27 protein-coding genes are annotated in these 26,335 nt (G+C 72.7%); 20 read left to right on the forward strand and 7 right to left on the reverse strand.

The features are described 5' to 3' along the window. The first annotated feature begins 183 nt into the window (after positions 1-183). From C4J65_RS07795 to C4J65_RS07810, 4 genes are all read left to right on the forward strand, one after another. On the forward strand, positions 184-807 hold the full coding sequence (locus C4J65_RS07795; RefSeq protein ID WP_052839895.1) for a GntR family transcriptional regulator: 624 nt from the start codon (positions 184-186) through the stop codon (positions 805-807). Between the two features lie 332 nt (positions 808-1,139). After that, positions 1,140-3,839 carry a pyruvate dehydrogenase (acetyl-transferring), homodimeric type gene (gene aceE / locus C4J65_RS07800; protein ID WP_115741740.1) on the forward strand — a complete coding sequence of 900 codons (2,700 nt, stop codon included), beginning with the start codon at positions 1,140-1,142 and terminating at the stop codon, positions 3,837-3,839. Between the two features lie 73 nt (positions 3,840-3,912). Beyond that, on the forward strand, positions 3,913-4,887 hold the full coding sequence (locus C4J65_RS07805; protein WP_115741741.1) for a YafY family protein: 975 nt from the start codon (positions 3,913-3,915) through the stop codon (positions 4,885-4,887). Between the two features lie 213 nt (positions 4,888-5,100). Continuing rightward, the gene (locus C4J65_RS07810) at positions 5,101-5,622 is read left to right on the forward strand and encodes a DUF4240 domain-containing protein (RefSeq protein ID WP_115741742.1); all 522 of its coding nucleotides are present in this window, start codon (positions 5,101-5,103) and stop codon (positions 5,620-5,622) included. 34 nt (positions 5,623-5,656) lie between these two features. Here C4J65_RS07810 and C4J65_RS07815 read toward each other — a convergent pair whose 3' ends face one another. Continuing rightward, positions 5,657-6,583 (reverse strand): peptidoglycan recognition protein, encoded by a 927-nt coding sequence (locus tag C4J65_RS07815; protein ID WP_115741743.1) that lies wholly within the window; start codon positions 6,581-6,583, stop codon positions 5,657-5,659. 108 nt (positions 6,584-6,691) lie between these two features. Here C4J65_RS07815 and C4J65_RS07820 point away from each other — a divergent pair, with 108 nt between their 5' ends. Next, positions 6,692-7,876 (forward strand): MarP family serine protease, encoded by a 1,185-nt coding sequence (locus tag C4J65_RS07820; RefSeq protein ID WP_115741744.1) that lies wholly within the window; start codon positions 6,692-6,694, stop codon positions 7,874-7,876. Positions 7,877-7,899: 23 nt separating this feature from the next. Here C4J65_RS07820 and C4J65_RS07825 read toward each other — a convergent pair whose 3' ends face one another. Further along, complete coding sequence (locus C4J65_RS07825) at positions 7,900-8,400, reverse strand: GNAT family N-acetyltransferase (protein ID WP_205350969.1); 501 nt, start codon at positions 8,398-8,400, stop codon at positions 7,900-7,902. 174 nt (positions 8,401-8,574) lie between these two features. Between C4J65_RS07825 and C4J65_RS07830 the strand changes: the two genes are divergently transcribed. Both C4J65_RS07830 and C4J65_RS07835 read left to right on the forward strand, forming a co-directional pair. Then, positions 8,575-9,609 carry a TIGR01777 family oxidoreductase gene (locus tag C4J65_RS07830; protein WP_240330383.1) on the forward strand — a complete coding sequence of 345 codons (1,035 nt, stop codon included), beginning with the start codon at positions 8,575-8,577 and terminating at the stop codon, positions 9,607-9,609. 270 nt (positions 9,610-9,879) lie between these two features. Next, the gene (locus C4J65_RS07835; protein WP_115741747.1) at positions 9,880-11,283 is read left to right on the forward strand and encodes an NAD(P)/FAD-dependent oxidoreductase; all 1,404 of its coding nucleotides are present in this window, start codon (positions 9,880-9,882) and stop codon (positions 11,281-11,283) included. Between the two features lie 18 nt (positions 11,284-11,301). On the opposite strand, the gene C4J65_RS07840 is transcribed toward C4J65_RS07835, so the two are convergent. Continuing rightward, positions 11,302-12,765 carry a regulator gene (locus tag C4J65_RS07840; RefSeq protein ID WP_115741748.1) on the reverse strand — a complete coding sequence of 488 codons (1,464 nt, stop codon included), beginning with the start codon at positions 12,763-12,765 and terminating at the stop codon, positions 11,302-11,304. 234 nt (positions 12,766-12,999) lie between these two features. Between C4J65_RS07840 and lipB the strand changes: the two genes are divergently transcribed. From lipB to C4J65_RS07860, 4 genes are all read left to right on the forward strand, one after another. After that, entirely contained in the window at positions 13,000-13,797 is a 798-nt protein-coding gene (gene lipB, locus C4J65_RS07845; RefSeq protein ID WP_115741749.1) for a lipoyl(octanoyl) transferase LipB, read from the forward strand. 210 nt (positions 13,798-14,007) lie between these two features. Next, positions 14,008-14,961: a lipoyl synthase gene (gene lipA / locus C4J65_RS07850; protein ID WP_115741750.1), complete on the forward strand. Its 954-nt coding sequence runs from the start codon at positions 14,008-14,010 to the stop codon at positions 14,959-14,961. Between the two features lie 244 nt (positions 14,962-15,205). Continuing rightward, on the forward strand, positions 15,206-15,421 hold the full coding sequence (locus tag C4J65_RS07855; protein ID WP_115741751.1) for a hypothetical protein: 216 nt from the start codon (positions 15,206-15,208) through the stop codon (positions 15,419-15,421). A gap of 80 nt (positions 15,422-15,501) precedes the next feature. Next, positions 15,502-16,206, forward strand: a complete 705-nt coding sequence (locus C4J65_RS07860; RefSeq protein ID WP_003976619.1) for a DUF4191 domain-containing protein — start codon at positions 15,502-15,504, stop codon at positions 16,204-16,206. A 102-nt stretch (positions 16,207-16,308) separates the two neighbouring features. Here C4J65_RS07860 and C4J65_RS07865 read toward each other — a convergent pair whose 3' ends face one another. Beyond that, the gene (locus C4J65_RS07865) at positions 16,309-16,776 is read right to left on the reverse strand and encodes an RDD family protein (protein ID WP_115741752.1); all 468 of its coding nucleotides are present in this window, start codon (positions 16,774-16,776) and stop codon (positions 16,309-16,311) included. A 220-nt stretch (positions 16,777-16,996) separates the two neighbouring features. Here C4J65_RS07865 and glnA point away from each other — a divergent pair, with 220 nt between their 5' ends. Next, the gene (gene glnA, locus C4J65_RS07870) at positions 16,997-18,406 is read left to right on the forward strand and encodes a type I glutamate--ammonia ligase (protein ID WP_115741753.1); all 1,410 of its coding nucleotides are present in this window, start codon (positions 16,997-16,999) and stop codon (positions 18,404-18,406) included. A 173-nt stretch (positions 18,407-18,579) separates the two neighbouring features. Then, positions 18,580-18,840, forward strand: a complete 261-nt coding sequence (locus C4J65_RS07875; RefSeq protein ID WP_205350970.1) for a hypothetical protein — start codon at positions 18,580-18,582, stop codon at positions 18,838-18,840. Between the two features lie 54 nt (positions 18,841-18,894). On the opposite strand, the gene C4J65_RS07880 is transcribed toward C4J65_RS07875, so the two are convergent. After that, on the reverse strand, positions 18,895-19,734 hold the full coding sequence (locus C4J65_RS07880) for an NAD(P)H-binding protein (protein ID WP_115741755.1): 840 nt from the start codon (positions 19,732-19,734) through the stop codon (positions 18,895-18,897). 93 nt (positions 19,735-19,827) lie between these two features. Here C4J65_RS07880 and C4J65_RS07885 point away from each other — a divergent pair, with 93 nt between their 5' ends. From C4J65_RS07885 to C4J65_RS07900, 4 genes are all read left to right on the forward strand, one after another. Beyond that, entirely contained in the window at positions 19,828-20,199 is a 372-nt protein-coding gene (locus tag C4J65_RS07885; RefSeq protein ID WP_115741756.1) for a helix-turn-helix domain-containing protein, read from the forward strand. A 62-nt stretch (positions 20,200-20,261) separates the two neighbouring features. Beyond that, the gene (gene htpX, locus C4J65_RS07890; RefSeq protein ID WP_115746343.1) at positions 20,262-21,176 is read left to right on the forward strand and encodes a zinc metalloprotease HtpX; all 915 of its coding nucleotides are present in this window, start codon (positions 20,262-20,264) and stop codon (positions 21,174-21,176) included. 9 nt (positions 21,177-21,185) lie between these two features. Next, positions 21,186-21,764: a hypothetical protein gene (locus tag C4J65_RS07895; RefSeq protein WP_115741757.1), complete on the forward strand. Its 579-nt coding sequence runs from the start codon at positions 21,186-21,188 to the stop codon at positions 21,762-21,764. Positions 21,765-21,868: 104 nt separating this feature from the next. After that, the gene (locus C4J65_RS07900) at positions 21,869-23,056 is read left to right on the forward strand and encodes a winged helix DNA-binding domain-containing protein (RefSeq protein WP_115741758.1); all 1,188 of its coding nucleotides are present in this window, start codon (positions 21,869-21,871) and stop codon (positions 23,054-23,056) included. A gap of 54 nt (positions 23,057-23,110) precedes the next feature. Here C4J65_RS07900 and C4J65_RS07905 read toward each other — a convergent pair whose 3' ends face one another. Then, entirely contained in the window at positions 23,111-23,425 is a 315-nt protein-coding gene (locus C4J65_RS07905) for a hypothetical protein (RefSeq protein ID WP_003976610.1), read from the reverse strand. 174 nt (positions 23,426-23,599) lie between these two features. On the opposite strand from C4J65_RS07905, the gene C4J65_RS07910 reads away from it, so the two are divergent. Continuing rightward, positions 23,600-23,959 carry an arsenate reductase family protein gene (locus tag C4J65_RS07910; RefSeq protein WP_115741759.1) on the forward strand — a complete coding sequence of 120 codons (360 nt, stop codon included), beginning with the start codon at positions 23,600-23,602 and terminating at the stop codon, positions 23,957-23,959. A 118-nt stretch (positions 23,960-24,077) separates the two neighbouring features. After that, complete coding sequence (locus C4J65_RS07915) at positions 24,078-24,785, forward strand: hypothetical protein (protein ID WP_115741760.1); 708 nt, start codon at positions 24,078-24,080, stop codon at positions 24,783-24,785. Positions 24,786-24,788: 3 nt separating this feature from the next. Here the strand turns inward: C4J65_RS07915 and C4J65_RS07920 are convergent, their stop codons facing one another. Next, complete coding sequence (locus C4J65_RS07920) at positions 24,789-25,661, reverse strand: alpha/beta hydrolase family protein (protein ID WP_115741761.1); 873 nt, start codon at positions 25,659-25,661, stop codon at positions 24,789-24,791. A 123-nt stretch (positions 25,662-25,784) separates the two neighbouring features. On the opposite strand from C4J65_RS07920, the gene C4J65_RS07925 reads away from it, so the two are divergent. Next, positions 25,785-26,261, forward strand: a complete 477-nt coding sequence (locus tag C4J65_RS07925) for a MarR family transcriptional regulator (protein WP_115741762.1) — start codon at positions 25,785-25,787, stop codon at positions 26,259-26,261. Positions 26,262-26,335 lie beyond the last annotated feature (74 nt).

The raw sequence follows: 26,335 nt of genomic DNA on the forward strand, positions 1-26,335 counted from the left end.
TGCCCCCGCCCGGACGTTTCCGGGCGGGGGCATCGCCGTGTTTGGACCGGGGCACGCTGTGTAAGTCTCGTCTCACCTGCGTCAAAGCGCCCCCGTGCGCCCTTCCCGCCCCCCGGGACGGCCGTATTGTCTAAACGTCAGTCCCCCAGGGGGCCGAAGGGGCCCTCTCCCGAAGGAGCTCTCATGACCGCGCCCGTCGTCCACTCGCTGCGCGAACAGATCCGCGAGCACATCCTGGAAGGGATCATCAGCGGGCGCTGGCAGCCGGGCGAGCGGATCGTGGAGCGGCGGATCGCGACCGAGCTGGAGGTCAGCCAGACGCCGGTGCGGGAGGCACTGCGGGAGCTGGAGTCGCTGCGGCTGATCGAGTCGGCGCCGAACAAGGGCGTGCGGGTGCGCAACCTGACCGCCGCCGACCTGGAGGAGAGCTACCCCGTCCGGGCCGGCCTGGAGGCGATCGCGGCGGAGCTGGCGGCGGACCGGCTCGCCCTGGACTGCTCGGCCCTGGAACCGCACGTCGCCGCGCTGTACGAGGCCGACCGGGTCTCCGACGGCACCGGTCAGGTGCGGCACACGGTGGGCTTCCACCGGGAGCTGGTGCGGGCGGCGGGCAACTCCGTGCTGCTGCACACGTGGGAGGGGCTGGGGATCGAGGTGTTCACGGCGCTGTCGATACGGTGGCTGGGGACGGTGCAGCAGTCGTACGCGGAGGAGCACGAGGAGCTGGTCGCGGCCTTCCGCCGCCGGGACCCCCGCATCCCGGAGATCGTCAAGTCCCACGTCCTGGGCTGCGCCCCCCGCGCCTAGTCTCTTTCCCGTCCCTGGGGGCTCCGCCCCCAGGCCCCGTTTTCGCTCGGTTCCCCACGCCACCCCGAAGGAACGACGCACCCGAGCCGCACCGCGCTCACCTGCACAAACCCCCAACCTCAAGGTCACCCCGTGCCACCGCCGAAGGCACCCCGTGCCGACTTTCTCGTGATCAAGAGGTTTTGCTCCTCAACCCTTTGATCGATCATCGATCAGGGAGTTAGAGTCAGCTTTGGACTCCCACCGGAGCCCAGCCCTGTCCTGCCAAAGACCTAGGGCACCCCGAACCCTTGCCGATGAGGGAACCCCCTTCGACTGAGGAAGGCGGCGACATGACGACCGACCCGAAAGCCATCCAGCCGAGCGAGCTCGACCAGCTCCCGGACCGCGACCCCGAGGAGACCGCCGAGTGGCAGGCCTCCCTGGACGCCGTCACCCAGGCGGCCGGGCCGCACCGTGCCGCGTACCTGATGCGCCGCACGCTGGAGCGCGCCGAGGACGCGGGCCTGGCGCTGCCGAAGCTGCTGGAGACCGACTACGTCAACTCCATCCCGACCGCCGACGAGCCCACCGTGGACGGCGACGAGGCGATGGAGCAGCGGATCACCGCCTGGAACCGCTGGAACGCGGCGGCGATGGTGACCCGCGGCAGCAAGTACGGCGTCGGCGGCCACATCGCCACCTTCGCCTCCGCCGCCTGGCTCTACGAGACCGGCTTCAACCACTTCTTCAAGGGCAAGGAGGGTGACGGCTCCGGCGACCAGCTCTACATCCAGGGCCACGCCTCCCCCGGCATCTACGCCCGCGCCTTCCTCGACGGCCGCCTGAACGAGGAGCAGCTGGACAACTTCCGCCGCGAGGCCGGCGGCAACGGCCTGCCGTCCTACCCGCACCCGCGCCGTCTGCCCTGGCTGTGGGAGTTCCCCACCGTCTCCATGGGCCTCGGCCCGATCTCCGCGATCTACCAGGCACGGTTCAACCGCTATCTGACCAGCCGCGGCATCAAGGACCTGACCAACTCCCACGTGTGGGCGTTCCTCGGTGACGGCGAGATGGACGAGCCGGAGTCCACCACCGCGCTCACCCTCGCCTCCCGCGAGGGCCTGGACAACCTGACCTTCGTCATCAACTGCAACCTGCAGCGCCTCGACGGTCCGGTCCGCGCCAACTTCAAGATCGTGCAGGAGCTGGAGGCCCAGTTCCGCGGCGCCGGCTGGAACGTGATCAAGTCGCTGTGGGGCACGGCCTGGGACGAGCTGTTCCAGCTCGACACCACCGGCGCGCTCGTACGCCGCCTGCGCGAGGTACCGGACGCGCAGGTGCAGACGTACCAGACGCGCGACGCCGCCTACATCCGCGAGGACTTCTTCAACAAGGACCCGCAGCTCGCCGAGATGGCGAAGCTCCTGTCCGACGACAAGATCCTCGACTGCTTCCACTTCTCCCGCGGCGGTCACGAGTCCCGCAAGGTGTACGCCGCCTACCGTGCCGCGCTCGCCCACAAGGGCGCGCCGACCGTGATCCTGGCCCAGACGGTCAAGGGCCACACCCTCGGCCGCGGCTTCGCGTCGAAGAACGCCAACCACCAGATGAAGAAGCTCTCGGTGGACGAGTTCAAGGACATGCGCGACCTGCTCGGCCTGCCGATCGCGGACAGCGCCTTCGTCGACGGCGTGGTCCCCTACGGCCACCCCGGCGCCGACTCCCCCGAGGTGCGCTACCTCCAGGAGCGCCGCGTCGCCCTCGGCGGTCCCGCCCCGGCCCGCCGCGTGCACCCCCTCGCACCGCTGCCCGCGCCCGCCGACAAGGCCTTCGCGGCCTTCGACAAGGGCTCCGGCACGCAGAACGTGGCCACCACCATGGCGTTCGTCCGGCTGGTCAAGGACCTGGTCCGGGACAAGGAGACCGGCAAGCGCTGGGTGCCGATCGTCCCCGACGAGGCCCGCACCTTCGGCATGGAGAGCCTCTTCCCGTCCCTGGGCATCTACTCGCCCAAGGGCCAGACGTACGAGCCGGTCGACCGCGACCAGCTGATGTACTACAAGGAAGCCAAGAACGGCCAGATCCTCAACGAGGGCATCACCGAGGCCGGCTCGATGGCCGACTTCATCGCCGCGTCCACCGCGTACGCGACGCACGGCGAGGCGATGATCCCGTTCTACATCTTCTACTCGATGTTCGGCTGGCAGCGCACGGCCGACCAGATGTGGCAGCTCGGCGACCAGCTCGGCCGCGGCTTCCTGGTCGGCGCCACCGCGGGCCGCACCACCCTCACCGGTGAGGGCCTCCAGCACGCGGACGGCCACTCCCCGGCCATCGCGGCGACCAACCCCGCGGCCCTCTCCTACGACCCGGCGTTCGCGTACGAGATCGCGACGATCGTCAAGGACGGTCTGCGCCGCATGTACGGCGAGGCGGCCCCGGGCGAGGACCCGAACGTCTTCTACTACCTGACGGTCTACAACGAGCCGATGCCGCAGCCGGCCAAGCCGTCCGGGGTGGACGAGGGCATCGTCAAGGGCCTCTACCGCTTCAACACGGCGGAGACGGCGGGCCTGGCCCCGGCGGCGAACGCCCCGCGCATCCAGCTCCTCGGCTCCGGCACGGCGATCCACTGGACGCTCAAGGCGCAGCGGCTGCTCGCCGAGGAGTGGGGTGTGGCCGCCGACGTGTGGTCCGCGACCTCCTGGACGGAGCTGCGCCGGGACGCCATGGACGCCGACGCGGCGCTGCTGCGCGGCGAGGACCGGGTGCCGTACGTCCGCCGGGCGCTCCAGGGCGCCGAGGGCCCGGTGCTCGCGGTCTCCGACTACATGCGCCAGGTACCGGACCAGATCGCGCAGTGGGTCGAGCAGGACTGGTCCTCGCTGGGCGCCGACGGCTTCGGCCTGTCGGACACGCGTGACGCCGCCCGCCGCCACTTCGGCGTGGACGCCGAGTCCATCGTGGTCGCGGCCCTGGCCCAGCTCGCCCGGCGCGGCGAGGTCAAGGCGACGGCCGTGAAGGAGGCGCGCGAGCGCTACGGCCTGTAGAGGTCCCGAGTCACGACGAACGGAAGGCCCCCGCCCCGGCGGGGGCCTTCCGCGCCTCCTGCATCATGTGGGGATGCGCGCTGCCCGCCTCATCAAGATGGTGCTGCTCCTCCAGTCCCGCCCGAGCATGACCGCCGCCGAGCTGGCCCGGGAGCTGGAGGTGTCGGAGCGGACCGTGACCAGGGACGCGCAGGCGCTGTCGGAGGCGGGCGTGCCGGTGTACGCGGAGCGGGGCCGGGCCGGGGGCTACCGCCTGGTCGGCGGCTACCGCACCCGGCTGACCGGGCTGGCCCGGGGCGAGGCGGAGGCGCTGTTCCTGTCCGGGGTCCCCGGGGCACTGCGCGAGATGGGCCTGGAGGACGCGGCCTCGGCGGCCCGCCTGAAGGTGTCGGCGGCCCTGCTCCCCTCCCTGCGGGACGCCTCCCGTACGGCGGCCCAGCGCTTCCACCTGGACGCGCCGAACTGGTTCCGCGAACCGGAGACCCCCGACCTGCTGCCCGCGGTGGCGGACGCGGTCTGGGACGACCGCGGCGTCGCCGCGCGCTACCGGCGCGGGACGGACGAGGTCGTCCGGGAGCTGGAGCCGTACGGGCTCGTGCTGAAGGCCGGGGTGTGGTACCTGTGCGCGCGGGTGGCGGGCGACGGGCCCTTCCGTGTGTACCGCATCGACCGGTTCACGGCGGTGGAGGCGGGCGGGGCGCGTTTCGTCCGGGACGAGAGCTTCGACCTGCCCGCGTTCTGGGCCGAGCGGGCCGAGCAGTTCGCGCGGTCGATCCTGCGGGCCGAGGTCGTGGTGCGGCTGTCGGAGCGGGGGGTGCGGGGACTGCCCTACGCGGTCGACGCGCTGTCGGCGCGGGAGGCGCTGGGGGCCGCGGACGGGCCGGACGCGGACGGCTGGGTGACGGTGACGCTGCCGGTGGAGTCGGAGGAGGTCGCGCATGCGCAGCTCAGGGGGCTCGGGCCGGAGGTGGAGGTGCTGGCGCCGGCAGCGCTGCGGGAGCGCTTCGCGCGGGATGCGCGGCGGTTGGCGGGGTTGTACGGGGGGTGAGTGCGGGGTGCCGCGGACCGGCGTGGTCCGGTTGACCGGGGGTCGCGTGACCCGGCGTGGTTGTGGTGCCCGGGGTGGGTGCGGGCGCGAGGGGGCCCCACAGGCCGCCGCAGGCACCCGCAGGCACCCGCAGGCACCCGCAGGCACCCGCACATAACGATCCGCCGCACTCCACGTGCGCCGCCCCCGCCCAGGGCCGATGCTGGACCCGTGATGGACGAGACGGAGTTCTGGGAGCTGATCGACGCCGCCCGGCAGCGCGCCGACGGCGATCCCGAGGACCAGGCCGACCTGCTCGTGGAGCGGCTGCTCGGCATGGACCCGGACCTGGTGCTCGACTTCGCCCGCCACTTCGAGGCCCGTTACAACCGCGCCTGCACCTGGGACCTGTGGGGTGCCGCCTGGTTGCTGCTCGGCGGGGCGAGCGACGACGCCTTCGACTTCTTCCGTTGCTGGCTGATCGGCCAGGGCCGCGAGGTGTACGAGGGCGCGGTGCACGAGCCCGACTCGCTCGCCGAGCTGCTGGACGACTTCGACGAGGAGCTGGACGGCGACGGCGAGGAGCTTGGCTACGCGGCCGACGAGGCCTACGAGCAGCTCACCGGCACCGTCGCCCCGGACCTGGGCATCGCGCCCGCGCCCCCCGAACCGCTGGGCGCACCGATCGACCTGGAGAACGACCGCGCCCTCGCCGAACGCCTGCCCCGCCTGTGGGCGAGGTTCGGACCCGGGTGAGACGCGGACTGGGGCGCACCGCCCGCCGGGGCGGTCACGCCCTGCCCTGGAGGTGCGCCGCAGTGTCCCTGATGTCCGCGAGGCGGGCGGTGAGGGCCGCGCCCGGGCAGCTGGTCTGGTAGCCGTCGTCGTGGCCCGCGACGGCGGGCAGCCTGGCGGTGGCCCCTGCGGCGTAGCGGCTGAGGCCGTTGCTGGAGACCAGGGCGACCTTCGCACGCGGGTCGGTGCCGGTCTCGCCGAGCTTCCAGGCGGCAACGGCGGCGATGGCGTCGGTCAGCTCATCCGGCACGGGCACCCCGGCGGTGTAGGTGCCGAGGGCGGCGATCCCGGTGGTGCGGTGGTTGAAGCCCTGGGTGTGGGCGCCGGTGACGGGCCGGTCGATGCCGCCGGCGCGGCCCTCGTAGACGGTGCCGCAGCGGTCGACGACGAAGTTGTAACCGATGTCGTCCCAGTCCCGGGCGCCGGTCTGGCCCTGGTACACCCCGCGGAGGATGGCCGGCACGTCGGCGCAGTCGTAGCCGTTGGGCGTGTCCGTGTGGTGGACGAAGACGGCGACCACCTTGTCGTCGTAGCGGGGGGCGGGCTGGGCGCGGGCGGCGTCGCCCAGCCAGACCGACCGGGGCACGATGTCGGGCCGGGGCGCGGCGTACCGGTCGGTGGCGGCGGCCGGAACGGCATCCGCGTCGGCGTCGGCCGCCCGCTCCACACCGTCCGCGCACAGGAAGAGCGCGGCGACGGCGGCCAGCCCGGGCAGGGCGCCGAGCAGCGCCCGCGCGGCGGCCGGCAGACGCACGGCGCCGGATATGCGGGCGGGCCGGCGCTTCCGGGCCCGGCGCGGCCCTCCGAAGACTCGCATGGTCCCACTGTCCGGCGGATCCGCTCTGTCCGCGATGTGTGCTGTGCCACCCGGTGGAACCATCGTTCCGGTGCACGGCGTTTCACCGTTGACCGGCCCGCACACACTCGCTCGCACAGGTGGCCGTTTCCGGACAGTCGTGCGCACCAGGCTGATCACCGGCCCGGTACGGCACGTACTGAGGGTCCCGGGCCCGGCAGAAAGGCGGTTCGCGTGGACCTGCTCGACATCGTGCTGGCGCTGGTCGTGCTGGCCTACGCGGCCTCCGGCTACCGGCGCGGCCTGGTGGCCGGCTGTGTGTCGCTGGCCGGCTTCGTGGGCGGCGCGGCGCTCGGCGTGTGGGTCCTGCCGTGGGTGATGGACCTGGTGGAGCGGGGCTCGACGGCGGCGACGGCGGTCGCGGTGGTCACGGTGCTGCTGCCGGCGATGGCGGGCCACGAACTGGCGGGACGCCTCGCGCTGCGGCTGCGCGGCGAGATGACCGCGGGCCCGCTCCGGGTGGCCGACGGGATCGGCGGCGCGGTGGCGAACTCGGCGGCGGCGCTGATCGTGGCCTGGGTGGCGGCGAGCGTGCTCGCGGCCTCCTCGTCCTCGCTGCTCACCTCGGCGATCCGGGACTCGACGCTGCTGGGCGCGGTGCAGCGGGTGATGCCGGACACCACCCCGGCGTGGTTCTCCCGGGCGACGTCCGCACTGGCCGACGCGGGGTTCCCGCAGGTCTTCAACCCGTTCGAGAACGAGTCGGCCGCCGAGGTCGCCGAACCCTCCGGCGACAGCGTGACGGCGGCGGCCACCCGCGCGGCCAAACTCAGCACGGTGAAGGTGGAGGGCGTGACCGGCGTCCAGGGCCGGGAGGGCAGCGGCTTCGTGTACGCGCCGGAGCACGTGATGACCAACGCCCACGTGGTGGCCGGCATCGACGACCCGAGTGTGCGGGTGGGCGGGGTGGGCCCGGCGTACGAGGCGCGGGTGGTGCTGTTCGACCCGGACAAGGACGTGGCGGTGCTGTACGTCCCGGACCTGAGCGCGCCGGTGCTGCGGTTCGACGAGGAGGCCGCGCGCGGCGACGCCGCGGTGGTGGCGGGCTATCCGCAGAACGGCGACCTGGATCTGCGGGCGGCGACGGTGGCCAACCGGATCCGCGCCACCGGCCAGAACATCTACAACGACGAGAGCGTGACCCGGGAGATCTACTCGGTCCGTTCCACGGTCCGCCCCGGCAACTCGGGCGGCCCGCTGCTGACCACCGACGGCCGGGTGTACGGGGTGGTGTTCGCCCGTTCCACCTCCGACGCGGAGACCGGCTACGTGCTGACGGCGGCCGAGGTGGCCCCCGAGGCACGCGACGCGGCGGACGCCACGCGGGCGGTGGACACGGGCGAGCCGGTCACGTCGTGACCACGCTCACGCACTGAGCACCGTCACGCCGTGAGCGCGGTCAGCGTCTGTCCCATCAGCACGTCGTCGATGTACTGGCCGTCGAGGTGGAACTCCTCGGGCTGCACGCCCTCGACGACGAAGCCCTCCGACTCGTAGAGGCCCCGGGCGGCCGTGTTGTGACCGAGGACCCGCAGGGTGATGCGGCGGAAGCCCTCGTGCCGGGCCTCCTCGACGGCGGCCCGGACCAGTGCCCGCCCCACGCCGTGGCCGCGGGCCGCGCCGGCGACGGCGAGGCCGCGGATCTGGCGGACGTGGGCGTTGGAGGCCAGCGGGGTGGGAAATCCGAGCCGGACATAGCCGACGACGGCGCCGTCGAGTTCGGCGACCAGGTGGGCGTCGGGCCCGCAGGTGTCACGGAAGAAGGGGTCGTCCGGTCCCGGCGGGGGCGAGACGGCGTGCAGGTAGGACCAGGTCTCGAGGTCGATCCGGTGCAGCGGGTGCTCGTCCTCGGACCTGGCGCGGCGTATGTGCGGGGCTGGCATGGCGATCACTGTACGACGCGGTGCCGGGGACCGGTCCGGCGTTTTTCCGGGGCTACCCGGCAGGATGGGCCTGGCGGACGGGCACCGGGCCGGCGGCCACACGGATGACGGACACATGGACGACGACACATGGGTGGCAGGCACATGGGTGGCAGGCACATGGAGCGTGGGCACATGGACGGCGGACACACGGACGGCGGACACATGGACAACGGGCACACGAACGGCGGAGACATGAACGGCGGGCACACGAACGGCGGGCACATGAACGGACACAGGAACGGCGGACACACGAACGGCGGACGCCCGGCCGGGGACCGTTCCCGCATCGCGGTGGCCGGAGCGTCCGGGCTGATCGGCGGCGCCCTGACGCGGTCCCTGACCGCGGACGGACACCGGGTGGTGCGCCTGGTCCGGCACGCGCCCGAGGGCCCGGACGAGGTCCGGTGGGACCCCGAGAACGGGCGGGTGGACGCCGCCGGGCTGGAAGGCTGCGACGCGGTGGTCAATCTGGCCGGGGCCGGGGTGGGCGACCGCCGCTGGACCGACGCGTACAAGACCGTCATCCGCAGCAGCCGGGTGCACGGCACGACGGCGCTCGCGGAGGCCGTCGCCGCGCTGGAGCGGCCGCCGCGGGTCTTCGTGAACGGCAGTGCGATGGGCTACTACGGGGAGACCGGCGACCGGCCCGTGGACGAGAGCGCGCCGCCGGGCGAGGGGTTCCTGCCGGGCCTGTGCGTGGAGTGGGAGGCCGCGGCGGCCCCCGCGCAGAAGGCGGGCGTGCGGACGGTGTTCACGCGCACCGGCCTGGTCGTGGCGCGCCGGGGCGGCGCCTGGGGACGGCTCTTCCCGCTCTTCCGGGCGGGGCTCGGCGGGCGGCTGGGCGACGGGTCGCAGTACTGGTCCTTCGTCGCGCTGCACGACGAGGTGGCCGCGATCCGGCACCTTTTGGACCGTGACGACCTCTCCGGCCCCTTCAACCTGACCGCCCCGCAGCCCGTGACGAACCGTGAGGTGACGGTGGCCATGGGCCGGGTGCTGCACCGCCCGGCGCCGTTCGCGGTGCCCGCGCCGGTCCTGCGCGCCGCGCTCGGCGAGATGGCGGGCGACGTCCTCGGCAGCGCCCGGGTCCTCCCGGCCCGCCTCGTGGAGTCGGGCTTCCGCTTCGCGTTCCCGGAGATCGACGGGGCGATCCGCGCGGCGCTGTGATCCACGCGCCGCCGCCCGGACCGCGCAGTCCGGTTCTCGACCGCACGCCGACACATCCGAACGCACCCCGACGCGCACCGACCGCACCGACCGCACCGACCGCTCGATAGTCATATCGCGCCCACATGCGACCGCTGTGCGACCGTGTGCTGCCCCCGGGCGATTCCCGTTGACCGTTTCGCGCCCTAACCTCGTCTCGAACTCGGGTATTCCTCAAGCCTGTTGGGGGCATGACGTCTCCAGCGGCCGCGCAACCTCGAGGAGGGGCACGTGCTTGAGCCCGCGTACCAGGCGGACGTCGTCGTCGTGGGGGCCGGGATCGCCGGACTCGCCGCGGCGCAACGGCTGACCAGCGCAGGAGTGACGACCACGGTCCTGGAGGCCGCCCATGCGGTGGGCGGCCGGATGGCCACCGAGAAGGTCGACGGTTTCCGGCTCGACAGAATCGGACAGCTGCTGTCCACGGCGTATCCCGAACTGCGCCGCACCCCCGGGCTCGACGGCCTCGCGCTGCTGCCCTTCGCCCCCGGGGTCCTGCTGCACAGCGAGGGCCGCCACCATCACGCGGGCGCGCCGTCGGGCGTACGGAGCGCACGGGGCGCACTCCATGCGGTGCGCGCCCTCGCAAGCGCCCCCCGCTCGATACCCGCGCCCCGGCGCGCGGCGAACGCGCCCGGTACGTCCGGCCGGCCCGCCGTACCGCCCCGCACCCGTGCCGGCGCCCCGCTCGGCACCGCCGTCGACCAGGCCCGGCTCGGTGCCGCGCTGGCCCGGCTCGCGCACACGCCGGCCGAACGGCTACTGGCCCGGCCGGAACTGCCCGCCGCGCGGGCGCTGGCGGCCCGCGGGCTGCCGGCCCGCACGATCGACGGCTTCCTGCGTCCCCTGCTCGCCGCCCTGTTGTACGACCCGGACCTGACGACGTCCAGCCGGTGCGCGGACCTCGCGCTGCGCGCCTTCGCCGGCGGACGGCTCGCGCTGCCCGAGGGCGGCGCCGAGGCCCTGCCGGAGCACATGGCGCGGTCGCTGCCGCCGGGCACCGTGCACACCGGAGTCCGTGTCACGGCGGTCGCGACCAACGCGGTGACCACCGCGGAGCACGGCGTCATCCGTTGCCGGGCCGTGCTCGTGGCGACGGACGCCCGCGCCGCGGCCGGACTGTTGCCGGGCCTGCGGGTGCCGGACTTCCACCCGGCGACGGTGGTCCACCACACGACCGACGAGCCGCCGACGACCGGCGCGGCCCTGCTGCTCGACGCCGACCGGGGCGGCCCGGTGGCCCACACGGCGCAGGTCAGTCAGGTGGACCCGTCCCGCGCGCCGGCCGGCCGCACCCTCGTCTCGTCGACGGTCCTCGGCCCTCCCCCGCCCGACCTCGACACGGCCGTCCGCATTCACCTGTCCCGCCTCTACGGCACCCCGACCACCCGCTGGGAGACCCTCGCCGTGCACCACACGCCCGAGGCGGTGCCCGCGATGCGCCCGCCGCACGATCCACGCAGGCCGGTACGGCTGCTGGCCGGGCTGTACGTGTGCGGCGACCACCGCGACACCAGCACCCCCCAGGGCGCCCTGCACTCGGGCCGCCGGGCCTCGGCGGCGATCCTGAGGGACCTCGGCGCGGGCCGGCCGATGCACTCGGCGGAGCCGACGGCGACGGCCCACGCGGCCTGAGTCCCGTCCGGACCGGCGCTACCCCAGGGCGGCCACCTTGTCCCGGTACCCCCGGACCGGGGCGGCGTCCCGGTACGGCTCGAGGCGGCGCTCGAAGTCGCGGACGTACTCCGCGGCCCGCACCGAGCGCATCTCGGCCGCCTGCCCCGCCGCCTCGGCGGCCAGCTGGCAGGCCTGGTCGAGCTCGCCGAGGCCGAGCCGGGCGGTGGCGAGGACGACCCGGCAGAACAGCCGGCTGCGGGCGTAGACGGGGGCGCGCAGTTGCAGCGAGCGTTCCGCGTGCTGGGCGGCGGCGCGGAACTGCTGGAGGTCGCGGTGGCAGTGCCCGAACTCGTCGGCGAGCTGGGCCTCGTCGAAGAAGCGCGCCCAGTGCGGTACCTCGTCACCGGGCCGGGCGGCCTCCAGCGCCCGCTCGGCCCGTACGAGGGCGGCGGTGCAGGCCCGCACCTCGCCGAGCAGTCCGTGCGCCCGCGCCTCGGCGGCGTGCAGCAGGGTCTGCACGACCGGCGGCGCGGAGGTCCCCACGCCCTGCTGCGCCACCCGCGCGAGCTGTACTGCCTCGCGCCCGTGGCCCAGGTAGACGGCCTGCCGGCTCATGGTGACCAGCACGTACGAGCCGTACGCCCGGTCCCCGGCCGCCTGCGACAGTCGCAGCGCCTGCACGAAGTAGCGCTGGGCGAGTCCGTGCGCGGCGATGTCGTACGAGGTCCAGCCGGCGAGCCGGGTCAGGTCGGCGGCGGCGGCGAAGAGGCGGCGGCCGGTCTGCTCGCCGTAGGTGCCGCGCAGCATCGGCTCCAGCTCGTGCTCCAGATAGCGCACGAGGGCCTGGCGTGCGTGTCCGCCGCCGTACCGGTCGTCGAGGCTGCGGAACAGCTCGCCGACGGAGCGCAGTGCGGCGAGGTCGCCCCCGCCGACCTTCTGGCCGGGGCCGCGCTCGGCCGGGGCCCGGCGCCTGGACGGGTCGAGCGGGACGGCGAGCCGCGGGGTCGCGGGGCGGCCCTGCGCGGGAATGCGGACGGGCACCTCGACGCGGGCCACCTTCTCGTCGGGGCGGCCGATCAGCCAGTCGCGGCTGGGCACGACGAGCCCGGCCGGGGTGAAGGAGATCTTCCGCAGCTCGGCGCGGCTGCCGGAGTCCTTGCGCCACAGCCCGCCGACGATGTCGACCGCCTCCTCCGGGCTCCCGGCGAACTCCAGGCCCGCGTAGACGGGCGCGCAGGCGTCCAGGCCGAGGTCCTGGGCGGTCAGGCGGCGGCCCAGGCGCCGGGTGAAGACCTCGGCGATCAGGGCCGGGGTGGTGCCGCGGGGCTGTTGACCGCGCAGCCACCGGGTGACGGACGTCTTGTCATATCTCAGGTCCAGGCCGTGTTCGAGTCCGAGCTGGTCGACGCGACGCGCGAGACCCGCGTTCGAGAACCCCGCTTCGGCGATGAGCGCGGCGAGCTGGCGGTTGGGGGTGCGCTGCGCGGGTCGTTCCGTCATGGTGCGGTGCGGTCTCCTGCCTTCCGGGCGTTCGATTGCCCGGAGCGCCTGTGAGCAGCCCTTATGGCCTCGTGAACGGCGCGAATGTAGCGGAGAGTAAGCACCCGATCGCACAATTCGCCCGGCATTCATCCGATCGTGTGAGAATTGCCCGCCCGGCTGACGACGCGCGGGCGGTCGTACAGTGGCGTGGGCACGCTTCGTGCCTTACGACCTTGCAGGGAGGCACGTGCCGTGAGTGAGCTGCGCTTCGTCCGGATGGGGTTCGGTGCCGATCGCGTCGAGTACCAGGAGGCGTGGGACGAACAGCGCCGGGTGCACGCCGCGCGGTTCGTCGACGAGGTCCCCGACACCGTGCTGCTCCTCGAACACCCGCCGGTCTACACCGCCGGCCGGCGCACCGAGGACAGCGAGCGTCCGCTGGACGGCACCCCGGTGATCGACGTGGACCGCGGCGGCAAGATCACCTGGCACGGCCCGGGCCAGCTGGTGGGCTACCCCATCCAGAAGCTGCCGCGTCCGGTCGACGTGGTGGCCCACGTCCGCCGCCTGGAGGAGGCCCTGATCCGCACCTGCGCGGAGTTCGGCCTGGAGACCTCCCGGGTGGAGGGCCGCAGCGGGGTCTGGATCCTCGGCGACCCGATCGAGCGGCGTCCCGCGCTCGGCGGACTCTCCCTGGACTTCGATCCGCGCCTGACGGACGACGAGTTCGACCCCCGCCTCAACGGCCCCGACTACGCCCCGTCCAACGCGGGCCAGCGCCGCGAGGACCGCAAGATCGCCGCGATCGGCATCCGGGTGGCCAAGGGCGTCACGATGCACGGCTTCGCGCTGAACGTGAACCCCGACAACAAGTGGTTCGACAAGATCATCCCCTGCGGCATCCGCGACGCGGGCGTCGCGTCCCTGGCAGGCGAACTCGGCCGCGACGTGACCATCGAGGAGGTCCTCCCGGTGGTGGAACGCCACCTGCGCGACGTCCTGGAGAACGCGGAGCTGAAGCCGAGGGAGATCGAGAAGACCCCCGCCTGAATCCCCCGGGACGCAAAGCCGGGCCGGCGGCACGAAATCCAGCGCCGGGGGCATAAAACCAGCCCGTCCGGCGTTTGAGGACGAGGCCGTTCAGGCCGAAGCGGGGGTCCGGGGGCGGCAGCCCCCGGCAAGGCCAGCACCAACGCCGACCAACAAATCAACGGGCGTACCCTGAAGAACGCCGAAGAATCAAACGCTAGGGAGCCGGTCGTGTCCGCAGTCGCACCCGACGGACGCAAGATGCTGCGCCTGGAGGTCCGCAACAGCCAGACCCCCATCGAGCGCAAGCCCGAGTGGATCAAGACCCGGGCGAAAATGGGCCCCGAGTACACCAAGATGCAGAACCTGGTGAAGAGCGAGGGCCTGCACACGGTCTGCCAGGAAGCCGGCTGTCCCAACATCTACGAATGCTGGGAGGACCGCGAGGCGACCTTCCTCATCGGCGGCGACCAGTGCACCCGGCGCTGCGACTTCTGCCAGATCGACACCGGCAAGCCCGAGGCGCTCGACCGCGACGAGCCGCGCCGCGTCGGCGAGTCCGTGGTCACCATGGACCTGAACTACGCCACCATCACCGGCGTCGCCCGCGACGACCTCCCCGACGGCGGCGCGTGGCTGTACGCGGAGACGGTGCGCCAGATCCACCAGCAGACCGCCGCCCGCGAGGCCGGCCGCACCAAGGTCGAGCTGCTGGCCCCCGACTTCAACGCCGTTCCGGAGCTGCTCCGGGAGGTCTTCGAGTCCCGCCCCGAGGTCTTCGCGCACAACGTCGAGACCGTCCCGCGGATCTTCAAGCGCATCCGCCCGGGCTTCCGCTACGAGCGCTCCCTGAAGGTCATCACGGACGCCCGCGACTTCGGCCTGATCACCAAGTCGAACCTGATCCTCGGCATGGGCGAGACCCGTGAGGAGATCAGCGAGGCGCTGAAGCAGCTGCACGAGGCCGGCTGCGAGCTGATCACCATCACGCAGTACCTGCGTCCGTCCGTGCGCCACCACCCCGTGGAGCGCTGGGTCAAGCCGCAGGAGTTCGTGGAGCTGAAGGAGGAGGCCGAGCAGATCGGCTTCTCCGGCGTGATGTCGGGCCCGCTGGTCCGCTCGTCGTACCGGGCCGGACGGCTCTACGGCATGGCCATGGAGCAGCGCCGCTCCGCCACTGTGTGAATTCCCGCACAAGTCACTACTGGTCAGTAATGGCCGATACGCCGCGGCCCCGACCGTCCTCGCTGATGAGGACACCGGTCGGGGCCGCGAGCCCGTTCCAGGACCGGGCGACGCGGCTTCATGTGCGTTTGACCGGCGGGTCACGCCCTGGTAACACCAATCAGTGACCCTGGAATCACAGCACGTACACCGCCACGTACACCCGTCTCCGTACCCGGAGCCGTACCGAGGGGGGACCTCCACGATGCAGGCCGCGCCCGTTCGCCCCACCACCGTCCGTGCCACCGCCATCCCGTCCTTCGCCACCGCCCTGCGGGCCGTCGAGTCGCTGCTGATGAGCGGCGGTCAGCGCACCGCCCGGCGCAACGCCTGGAACTCCGTCCTGGAGGACCGCCGCCGCGCCAAGGACCGGATCGAGACCGAGCGCGCGCTGCGCCAGTCCGTCGCCGGCCGTCCCTGACCGCGTCCCGCCTCTCCCCCGACGGGCACGGCCGGGCACTGCCGTCGTCGGCGCTTTCGGGGGCACGTAGACTTCGTGCCATGGCGAGGAAGGAACCTGCAGCGGACGCTGCGAATCCCGGGCGACTGAAGCAGATCGCTCTGACCTACAAGATGACCCGCAAGGCCGACAAGAAGATCGGTCTTGTGCTCGCGGGTGTCGGCATCGTCGTCTTCGGTGTCCTCCTCGCGATCGGTTTCTGGATCGGTCACCCCATCTATCTCGGCATCCTGGGCCTGCTGCTCGCCTTCCTCGCGACGGCGATCGTCTTCGGGCGCCGGGCCGAGCGGGCGGCCTTCGGCCAGATGGAGGGACAGCCCGGCGCCGCGGCGGCCGTGCTGGACAACATCGGCCGGGGCTGGACGACGACTCCGGCGGTGGCGATGAACCGCAACCAGGACGTGGTGCACCGCGCGGTCGGCAAGGCCGGCATCGTGCTGGTCGCGGAGGGCAACCCGAACCGGGTGAAGTCCCTGCTCGCGGCCGAGAAGAAGAAGATGAACCGCATCGTCGCCGACGTCCCCGTGCACGACCTGCTCGTGGGCACCGGCGAGGGGCAGGTCGAGCTGAAGAAGCTGCGCACGACCATGCTCAAGCTCCCCCGCGTCCTGAGCGGCCCGCAGGTCACCGTGACCAACGACCGGCTGCGCGCCCTGGGCGACCTGATGAGCAACATGCCGCTGCCCAAGGGCCCCATGCCGAAGGGCATGCGGATGCCCAGGGGCGGCAACCCCAAGCAGCGCTGACCCGCACCGACCCGTAGGACTTGAAACGCCGGTACGGCGACGGGGGCGGCCCGACCACTCGGGCCGCCCCCGTCGCCGTACCGGCGTCGTGGCGCGTGGGTGTCAGATCCGGACTTCCACGGTGCGCGCCAGCCGGTCGTGCAGGCCCCGGCCGTCGCGGTCCCAGATCAGGGCCGGGAGCGCGAGGCACAGCAGGACCGAGCGCAGCAGGGCGCGCAGGGGGCTGGGGCGGCCCGTGGCGATGTCCACGACCCGCAGGCCGAACAGCCGCTTGCCCGGGGTGAAGCCGACCGTGCCAACGGTCAGCACGTTGAGCACGAAGAAGATCAGCAGGGCCCAGTTGCTCGCCGTCTGCCCGTAGCTGCCCGTGATCAGGCCGTATGCGATCAGGGAGCACAGGGCCCAGTCGACGGCCAGCGCGCCGAGCCGCCTGCCCGGGCGGGCGATCGAACCCGGTCCCTCCTCGGGCAGGCCGAGCTGTTCGCCGCGGTGTCCGAGATCGGCGCCGGCCTCTTCCACGGCCGCGCGAGGACCGGAGAGCCACGATCCGATTGCTTGCCTGTTGTCCACCCGAACACGGTACTGCGCCCGTATACGTACCGGGAACGGCGGGGTGTGCGGGCCCCCGATCCGACCTAGGCTGGGGAGGGAGCCGGTTAACTTCTGCGAAACAAATGGGTCACGCCCGAGAAATCACCCGTCCCTAGGGTCGAGGAAGCGTGTGCCACCCGCACTGGCCGCACGAACGATCTACCAACCCGGCGGGACGGTCGGGAGTAGGAGGAGCTGGATGTTCCAGAACGCCGACGACGTCAAGAAGTTCATCGCGGACGAGGACGTCAAGTTCGTCGATGTCCGGTTCTGCGACCTGCCGGGCGTCATGCAGCACTTCACGCTGCCCGCCGAGGCGTTCGACCCCGACGACGAGCAGGCCTTCGACGGATCCTCGATCCGCGGCTTCCAGGCCATCCACGAGTCGGACATGTCGCTGCGCCCGGACCTGTCCACCGCGCGCGTCGACCCGTTCCGCCGGGACAAGACCCTCAACATCAACTTCTTCATCCACGACCCGATCACGGGCGAGCAGTACTCCCGCGACCCGCGGAACGTGGCGAAGAAGGCCGAGGCGTACCTGGCCTCCACGGGCATCGCCGACACGGCGTTCTTCGGCCCCGAGGCCGAGTTCTACGTCTTCGACTCGGTGCGCTTCGCCACCCGGGAGAACGAGTCCTTCTACCACATCGACTCCGAGGCCGGCGCCTGGAACACCGGTGCGATCGAGGACAACCGCGGTTACAAGGTCCGCTACAAGGGCGGCTACTTCCCGGTCCCGCCGGTCGACCACTTCGCCGACCTGCGCGCCGAGATCTCCCTGGAGCTGGAGCGGTCCGGCCTGAAGGTCGAGCGCCAGCACCACGAGGTGGGCACCGCCGGGCAGGCGGAGATCAACTACAAGTTCAACACGCTGCTCGCCGCCGCGGACGACCTCCAGCTCTTCAAGTACATCGTGAAGAACGTGGCCTGGAAGAACGGCAAGACGGCGACCTTCATGCCGAAGCCGATCTTCGGCGACAACGGCTCGGGCATGCACGTCCACCAGTCGCTGTGGTCGGGCGGCGAGCCGCTCTTCTACGACGAGCAGGGCTACGCCGGCCTGTCGGACACCGCCCGCTACTACATCGGCGGCATCCTCAAGCACGCCCCGTCGCTGCTGGCCTTCACCAACCCGACGGTGAACTCGTACCACCGCCTGGTGCCGGGCTTCGAGGCGCCGGTGAACCTGGTGTACTCGCAGCGCAACCGCTCGGCCGCGATGCGGATCCCGATCACGGGCTCGAACCCGAAGGCCAAGCGCGTCGAGTTCCGCGCCCCGGACGCCTCCGGCAACCCGTACCTGGCCTTCTCGGCGCTGCTGCTCGCGGGCCTGGACGGCATCAAGAACAAGATCGAGCCGGCCGAGCCGATCGACAAGGACCTCTACGAGCTGGCTCCCGAGGAGCACGCGAACGTGGCGCAGGTCCCGACCTCCCTCGGCGCGGTCCTCGACCGTCTGGAGGCCGACCACGAGTTCCTGCTCCAGGGCGACGTGTTCACGCCGGACCTGATCGAGACGTGGATCGACTTCAAGCGCGCCAACGAGATCGCCCCGCTGCAGCTGCGTCCGCACCCGCACGAGTTCGAGCTGTACTTCGACGTGTGATCGACCCGGCCGTCCCGCCGGCCGTCCGGCGCCCCCGTCCCTCCACGAGAGGGCGGGGGCGCTGTCGTACGTGGCCGAAAACCCTTCCCAGGGTGCGGGCGGGCCGGGATCATGTCTACTGACACGGTTGTTCGAGTCAGGTTGACGTCGGGGGGACGGGGAGAGTGCCCGAGATGCCGCATCGCGACGACGAGGAGCGCGAGTACGACCTGAGGTGGGCGGAGGGTGCCGAGCACAAGGAGCCCTCGGCGCGCGCCCGGATGCTCGCCGCGCGCTGGAAGGAGAACCCGCCCGGTCCGGTCCCCTTCCGCGCCGACCCCGACCACGTGGGCTCCCGGCGCCGGTCGTCGTGGGTGTCCACCGCCGTGGTGCTCGGCTGTGTGGCCGCGGTGATCGTGCTGCTCGGTTACCTCAACTTCCGGGCGCCCTACTAGGCCGTGTCCGACACGCCCCGGTACTGCCGCCCGCCCGCCCCGGACCGCCGCCCCTCAGCGGAACGCCTCGACGTTGCGGGCGGCCCAGTCGGCGAAGGGCCGCGGGGCCCGGCCCAGGACGCGCTCGATGTCCGGGCTGACGCGCAGCTCGGCCGGGCTCGGGGAGCCGAGGATGTCGAGGGTGTCGTCGGCGAGTTCCGCCGGCATGCTGCGGGCCATGGCGGTCCTGGCCTCCTCCCGGGTCAGCTCGTGGAAGGCCACGGGCGAGCCCAGTGCGGCGGCGATGGCCTCCGTCTGCCCGCGCGGGGTGATCACCTCCGGTCCGGTCAGCTCGTAGGCGCCGCCGGTGTGCCGGTCCTCCAGCAGGCAGGCCGCCGCCACCGCGGCGATGTCCGCCGGGTCGACTACCGGCACTCCGACGTCGCCGAAGGGCGCGGCGACGGCCCGTTGCGCACGGACGGACTCGGCCCACCACAGCGCGTTGGAGGCGAAGCCGCCGGGCCGCAGGAGGGCCCATTCCAGGCCGGACTCGCGCACCGTGTCCTCCAGCTCGCGCATCGCGATCCGCGTCCCCCCGAAGGGCCTGGTCACCACGCCGAGTGTGGAGAGCAGGACGACGCGGCGGACGCCGCTCCGCGCGGCTTCGCCGATGAGGTCGGCCGGGTTGGCGCCGACGGCGTGCAGGTCGCCGGACAGCAGCAGGAACAGCGACTTCGCCCCGGCCAGCGCGGGCCGCAGCCCGGCCGGCTCGGCGAGGTCGGCCACCAGGTGGCGGACTCCGTCCGGCACCGCCGCCGGGTGCCGCGACACCGCCGTCACCTGCTCGCCCGCCGCTGCCAGCGCCCGCGTCAGCGGCCGGCCGATGTTCCCGGTGGCCCCGGTCACCACGATCATGATCAGCTCCTTTTCGGATGTCCTCTGTGGATCTTCACGCTAGGAGCACCGGCTAACTTTTGGTAAGGGCATACCTGAAGGTAAGCTCATGACATGACAGAAGGTTTGCAGCCCGGACGGGTCGAGACCGGCGCACGGTATGACGTGTTTCACACCGACTGCCTGGCGCGGGACATGGTCGACCACGTGACCAGCAGGTGGGGCATCTGGGTGCTGATCGCCCTGCGGCGCAACGACCTCCGGTTCTACGAACTGCGCGAGAGCATCCAGGGCATCAGCGAGAAGATGCTGGCCCAGACCCTGCGCGTCCTGGTCGAGGACGGCCTGGTCTGGCGGGAGGTGGAGCCGACGACGCCGCCCCGGGTCACGTACGGGCTGAGCGAGTTCGGCCGGGACATCGGCGAGCCCCTGACGGAGCTGTTCGACCGCATCACCCGACGGCTGGTACCGCTCGACGCCGTCTAGCCTCCGGGGCGCCGGGTGCACACTGGACAGCGGGACGAGTGCCCGACTGCGAGGTGGTACAGATGCAGAGCCGCTTCCGGAGTGACCGGCGGTTGACCGTGCGCATGGGGATCACCCTGTTCCTGCTCGGCCTGTTGTACGTGGGCTTCGTCGCCGCGCTGATCGCGCTGCTGAAGTCCTGGGTCCTGGTCGTGGTGATCGTGGCGCTGGTGCTCGGGGCGCAGTACTGGTTCTCCGACCGGATCGCCCTGTTCGCGATGCGGGGCCGGGTGGTGGAGCGCGAGGAGTATCCGGAGCTGCACGGGGTGGTGGACCGGCTGGCGGCGATGGCCGACATGCCGAAGCCGGTGGTCGCGGTGTCGGAGATGGAGATGCCGAACGCCTTCGCCACCGGCCGCAATCCGGACAACGCGGTGGTCTGTGTCACGACCGGGCTGCTGCGGCGGCTGGAGCCCGCGGAGCTGGAGGGGGTACTGGCCCACGAGCTGTCGCACGTGGCGCACAAGGACGTCGCGGTGATCACGGTGGCGTCGTTCCTGGGCGTGATCGCGGGGCTGATCGTGCGGTTCGCCTTCTACTCCCAGCTCTTCGGCGGGCGGCGGGACCAGAACACGATGGCGGTCCTGGCGGTCGTGATGGGGGTCTCGGCAGCCGTGTACGCGCTCAGCTTCCTGCTGATCCGGGCGCTGTCCCGGTACCGGGAGCTGGCGGCCGACCGGGCCGCGGCCCTGCTCACCGGGCGCCCCTCGGCCCTGGCGGCGGCCCTCACCAAGGTCACCGGCGACATCGCCCGCATCCCGACCAAGGACCTGCGCACGGCCCAGGCCTTCAACGCCTTCTACTTCACCCCGGCCTTCGGCAGCGACCCCGGCCTCGGCCGGTTCTTCGCCACCCACCCCAGCCTGGAGCAGCGCCTCGACCAGCTGGGCCGGATCTCCGCCGAGCTGGGCGAGGCACCGGCCCCCGGCAGGGCCTGAGGCGCGGGCATGGGACTGCTGGACATCCTGCTCGGCCGCTCCAGGGCCGTGGGCCCGGATCTGGACCGGCTCTTCGCGCTGCCCTCGGCGGCGGTGGGCCTGGAGGCCGCGGCCGGGTTCCGGCCCACCGGGCAGGGGGCGGTGTGCTTCGCGACGGTCGAGGGCGCCGCCTTCGAGCGCACGCACCGCGAGATCCGCGCCCTGCTGGACGCGGACGCCGGCCGGACCCCGGTGGATCTCACCCACGACTCCTACGGCTACTCCTGGCTCGTCTCGCGGCGCTCCCCGGGCGAGCTGCCCCTTCTGGTGAACGACCTGCACGCGGTGAACAGCACCCTGGAGGCGGGCGGGTTCGGCCCGCGGCTGCTGTGCTCCCTGGCCGGTTTCGTGGACGACGACGGGCGGCGGCTCGCCCTCGTCTACCTCTACAAGCGCGGCACGTTCTACCCCTTCGCACCCCAGCCCGGCGACCGGCGGCAGCGGGACAACGCGCTGGAGCTGCGGATCCGGGCGGTGCTCGCCGAGGAGCTGCCGGTGGAGGGCGACCTGGGCCGCTGGTTCCCGGTGTGGGGCGCGCCCGGACTCTGACCGCCGCGGGCCGCCGCCTGTCAGTGCGGCCGCCGCCTGTCAGTGGGGTCGGGCACGATGTCCGTACCGAGGACGCTACGGACGTGACGACGGGCGGAGGCCCCATGGGTGACGGCGGACGACAGCACATCGGGACGGCCGAGCGGCGGCAGCGGCTGGCCCTGCGGCACCTGCTGGCGGGGGCCGCGCGGGCGGGGAGTCCCGAGGAGGTCGCCGGATCGCTGGTGGCGCTGCACGGCACGGACCCGGCGGCGGTGCACCTGGCCGTGGGCGCGCGGCTGGCGGACGCGGCGAAGACCGTGGTCGAGACGGAGCGGGCGCTGTACGAGGACGGGGCGCTGGTCCGGATGCACGGCATGCGGCACACGGTGTTCGTGTTCCCCACCGAGCTGACGGCGGTCGTGCACGCCTCCACCGGCCGCACCGTCGCCGCCCGGGAGCGGGCCAGACTGCTCAAGAACATGGCGCAGGCAGGCGCCCCGGACGCCGCCTGGCTGGCCGAGGTGGAGGAGTCGGCGCTGGCCGCGCTGGCCCGGCGCGGCCAGGCCACGGCGGCCGAACTGGCCCGCGACGAGCCGCGGCTCAAGGAGCAGTACGTCTACGCGGCCGGGAAGAGCTACGAGGGAGTGCACACCGTCTCCACCCAACTGCTGAGGGTGCTGGGCGTGGAGGGCAAGGTGGTGCGGGGGCGGCCGCTGGGCTCGTGGACGTCCAGCCAGTTCCGCTGGGCACCGGCGCCCGAGCATCCCGAGCTGGACCCGGGCGAGGCCCGGGCCGAGCTGTTGCGCCGGTGGCTGACGGCATGCGGTCCGGCGACCGAGGACGACCTCAAGTGGTGGACCGGGTGGCGGGTGACGGAGGTGCGCCGCGCGCTGACCGCGATCAACGCGGAGGCGGTCTCGCTGGACGAGGGCACGGGGTACGTCGTCTCCGGTGACACCGGCCCGGTCGCCGGGCCCGCCGAGCCGTGGGCGGCACTGCTGCCCGCGCTGGATCCCACCGCGATGGGCTGGCAGCGGCGGGACTGGTACCTCGCCCCCGAGCTGCGGCCGATGCTCTTCGACCGCAGCGGCAACGTCGGACCGACCGTGTGGTGGAACGGCCGCGTGGTCGGGGGCTGGGCCCAGCGGGCCGACGGCGGGATCGTCTGGCGGATCCTGGACGACGACGGCCTCGGTCGCGAGGCGGAGAGCGCGATCGCGGCCGAGGCGGAGCGCCTGGCGTCCTGGGTGGGCACGGCCCGGATCACCCCCCGCTTCCGGACGCCGCTGGAACGGGAGCTGTCGGCGTAGGCAGGTCGTCGAACGCCGGGCGCCCTCGGCGCAGAAGGGCACCCGGCGTCCGGCTCACCGCGAGTACCGCATCAACGCCCGCACCATGTGGCACGTGGTGTCCGACGGCGGGTGGACCCCGATGGTCAGGGCGGCGCTCCGTATCCTCTCGTTGCGCGCCTGGTTGGGCAGGTAGACGCCGGAGTCGAGCAGGGCGATGGCGAGCCGCATCGCCTTGAGCCGGCGGTTGTGCGTCACGTACCACTCGCGGGGGCGGCCCGCCGGCAGCGGACGCTTCTCCACGGGTTCGTACGGCAGGTCGAGCAGGACGGGCCGCTTGGCGGTGGACTGGGTGGGCAACGGCTTCGGCTTCAGTGCGGCAGCGGGCACAGGCATCCTCCTGTCGCGGTCAGGGCGCCGTCCGGACCACCCGGCGACACCCTCGAACACTGCTTCTATTTTACCGCCCACCACTGACAAAAGCCCCTGCCCACAAGGCCTTTCGGGGCCGCTGGGACCCACGTGGTGAACGAGTTTCGGCACCCTCCGGCTACCGTGTCCGGCATGGAGATCTGGATCAATCCGGCCTGTTCGAAGTGCCGCAGCGCCATCAGCCTGCTCGACGCGGAGGGGGCCGACTACACCGTCCGCCGCTACCTGGAGGACGTACCGAGCGCGGACGAGATCCGCGAGGTGCTCACCCGGCTCGGACTCGAACCGTGGGACATCACCCGTACCCAGGAGGCGGTCGCCAAGGAACTGGGGCTGAAGGACTGGCCCCGTGACGAGGCGTCGCGCGACCGCTGGATCACCGCGCTCACGGAACACCCGAAGCTGATCCAGCGCCCGATCATCACGGCGGACGACGGAACGGCCGTGGTGGGCCGCACCGACGAGGCGGTCCGGGACGCCCTGTCCCGCTAGGGCCTGTCTCACCCGTGTGACGCAGGTTACGCGCGCGCATCGACGCGACCGGTGAGTAACTCCGTTCGGTATCTCGTACATAGCGGCGTACGCTCCCCTACCTCTTCAGGAGGCGCGCATGTCGCGCAGGAGAACTCTCGGTACGCAGAAGAAGATCGCGCTACTGGTCGGCGCCGCCGCGGTGGCCGGCGGCGGCGCCTTCTTCGCGGCGAACGCGTCGAACGCCGCGCAGACCACCCAGGAGGCGCGGACGAAGGCCGCCCAGGACTCGGGGGTCTGCCGGGGCCTGGCCACCGCGCTCGGCAACAACCAGCGGTTCATCGAGGGCCAGCGGGCCAACCCCGACGCGCAGTCGCAGGCCCGGATCGAGAACCGCGAGGCCGTCGTCGCGGAGATCGAGCGCAAGCAGGCGGCGTCCGGGTGCGCGGTCGGGGAGTCGGCTCAGGACCCCCAGGCCGCGCAGCCGCCGCAGTCCGGGCAGGACACCGGTGACCAGGCCGGTGACCAGGCGGGTGGCCAGGCCGGTGACCAGGCGGGTGGCCAGGCCGATGACCAGGCCGGAGGCGCCGCGCAGACCGGCGAGCAGGTCTGCGCCGGTTCCACCGTCACCCTCTCCGGCGAGGGCGGCGCGCCCGCCGCCTCCAGCAACCAGTTCCCGGTGGGCACGAAGCTCAGGGTGACCAACCTCGACAACGACAAGTCCACGACCGTGGAGGTGAACTCGGTCTCGGGAAGCTGCGCGCTGCTGAACAACGCGGCGTTCGAACAGGTCCGGGAGGAGGGCAAGTTCCTGATCCGGCGGGCACTGATCGAGAAGGTCGGCTGAGGCTCAGCCGGCGGGCGCGGTGAGGAAGTCGCCGAGGCGGCGGCCGAGGCCGGGCGGCGCGCACTGGGGCAGCGCGTGGTGGGACACGTCCGGCAGGACGGCCGTCTCCACGTGCGGCAGCAGGGCCCGCGCCCGGGCCGCCACCTCGGCGGCGTCGTGCGTCCTGCTGTTCCCGGCCAGGAGCAGCAGGACCGGCACCGGGAGTGCGCGCAGCGCCGCCGGGGCCGGGCGCGGTCCGGTGACCGGCCTGCGCTCCGGGAAGCCGACGGCGGCCTCCTGGAGGGCCAGCCAGTCCGCGTCGAGCGGGGTCGCACCGGTCTCCCACTCCAGGAAGGCCCGGACCCGGCGGGGCGTGGGCCGCAGCAGCATCGGCAGCGCGCGCAGCAGGTAGGCCGCCTTGAACCCGGCGAAGCACTGGGTCGGGTCCAGGAGGAACAGGCGGCGTACCCGGCCGGGGGCGTGCAGGGCGTGGTGCAGGGCGATCCAGGCGCCGTAGGAGTGCCCGCCGAGGTCGGTCTCCGGGATGCCCAGACCGTCGAGGAGGGCGTCCAGCCAGCCGGTCAGGCCGGCGACCGTACGGGGGTGGCGGTCGCCGGCCGGCGTGCTGCGGCCCGGCGCGCCGATCAGGTCGACGGCGTGGACGCGGTGGGTGCGGGACAGCTCGGCGGCCTGGGCGTACCAGGACGCGGAGGTCGCCGCACCGCCGCCCGGCAGCAGCACGAGGGGGCGGCCGTCGGCCGGGCCGGTCACCTGGACGTGCGTCTCGCCGAAGGGGGTGGGGACGGTCACCGACCCGGTCCCCGCGGGCCACTTGGCCAGGACCTTGTCGTAGGCGTCGTGGAAACGGCCGGCGTCGTACGGACCGCGAGCGCTCATGAGCGGTGCCCCCTGTCTCGCTTGCTCCCTGTTCCTGGCTCTCCGGTATTATCTCGTCGAACGAGATACTTGTCGAGCGAGGCGATCGCCGTGGCGGCGGAAGAGACCGAAGGGAGTGCCCGCATGTCCGACCAGGGACCGGAGCTGGAGCTCGTCCACCTCCTTCGCGCGGTCACCGTCGAACTGGGCGCGCACAGCGCGCGGTTCGCACAGCGCAACGGCATGCACCCCACCGACGTCCGCGCACTCGTCGCGCTCATGGACGCCGCACGGGCGGGCGAGGCGACGACCGCCGGGCAGCTGGGCGCCGCCCTCGGGCTGAACTCCGCGGGCACGACGGCGCTGGTCGACCGGCTGGAGCGGGCCGGTCACGTGCGCCGGGTGCGCGACGAACGGGACCGGCGCCGGGTCACCGTCGAGGTGGACGAGCGGGCCGTCGCACTGGGCTGGTCCCACTTCGGACCGCTGATCGGACGGGTGGTGGAACTGCTGCGCGGATACGACGAGCGGGAACTGGCGGCGATCAGGGGCTTCCTGACCGGTGTGCGGGAGGCGGCCGGGGACGACGGGCGTGAGCCGCACCACAACGAGCCCGGGTAACACGGGGTTCACATACGGGCAACGGTCGGGAAATCGCCCGTTGGCACGCTGCACGGCAGTAGACGCGGCACCCC

The sequence above is a fragment of the Streptomyces sp. CB09001 genome, assembly GCF_003369795.1.
In the GTDB taxonomy this organism is placed as follows: Bacteria; Actinomycetota; Actinomycetes; order Streptomycetales; family Streptomycetaceae; genus Streptomyces.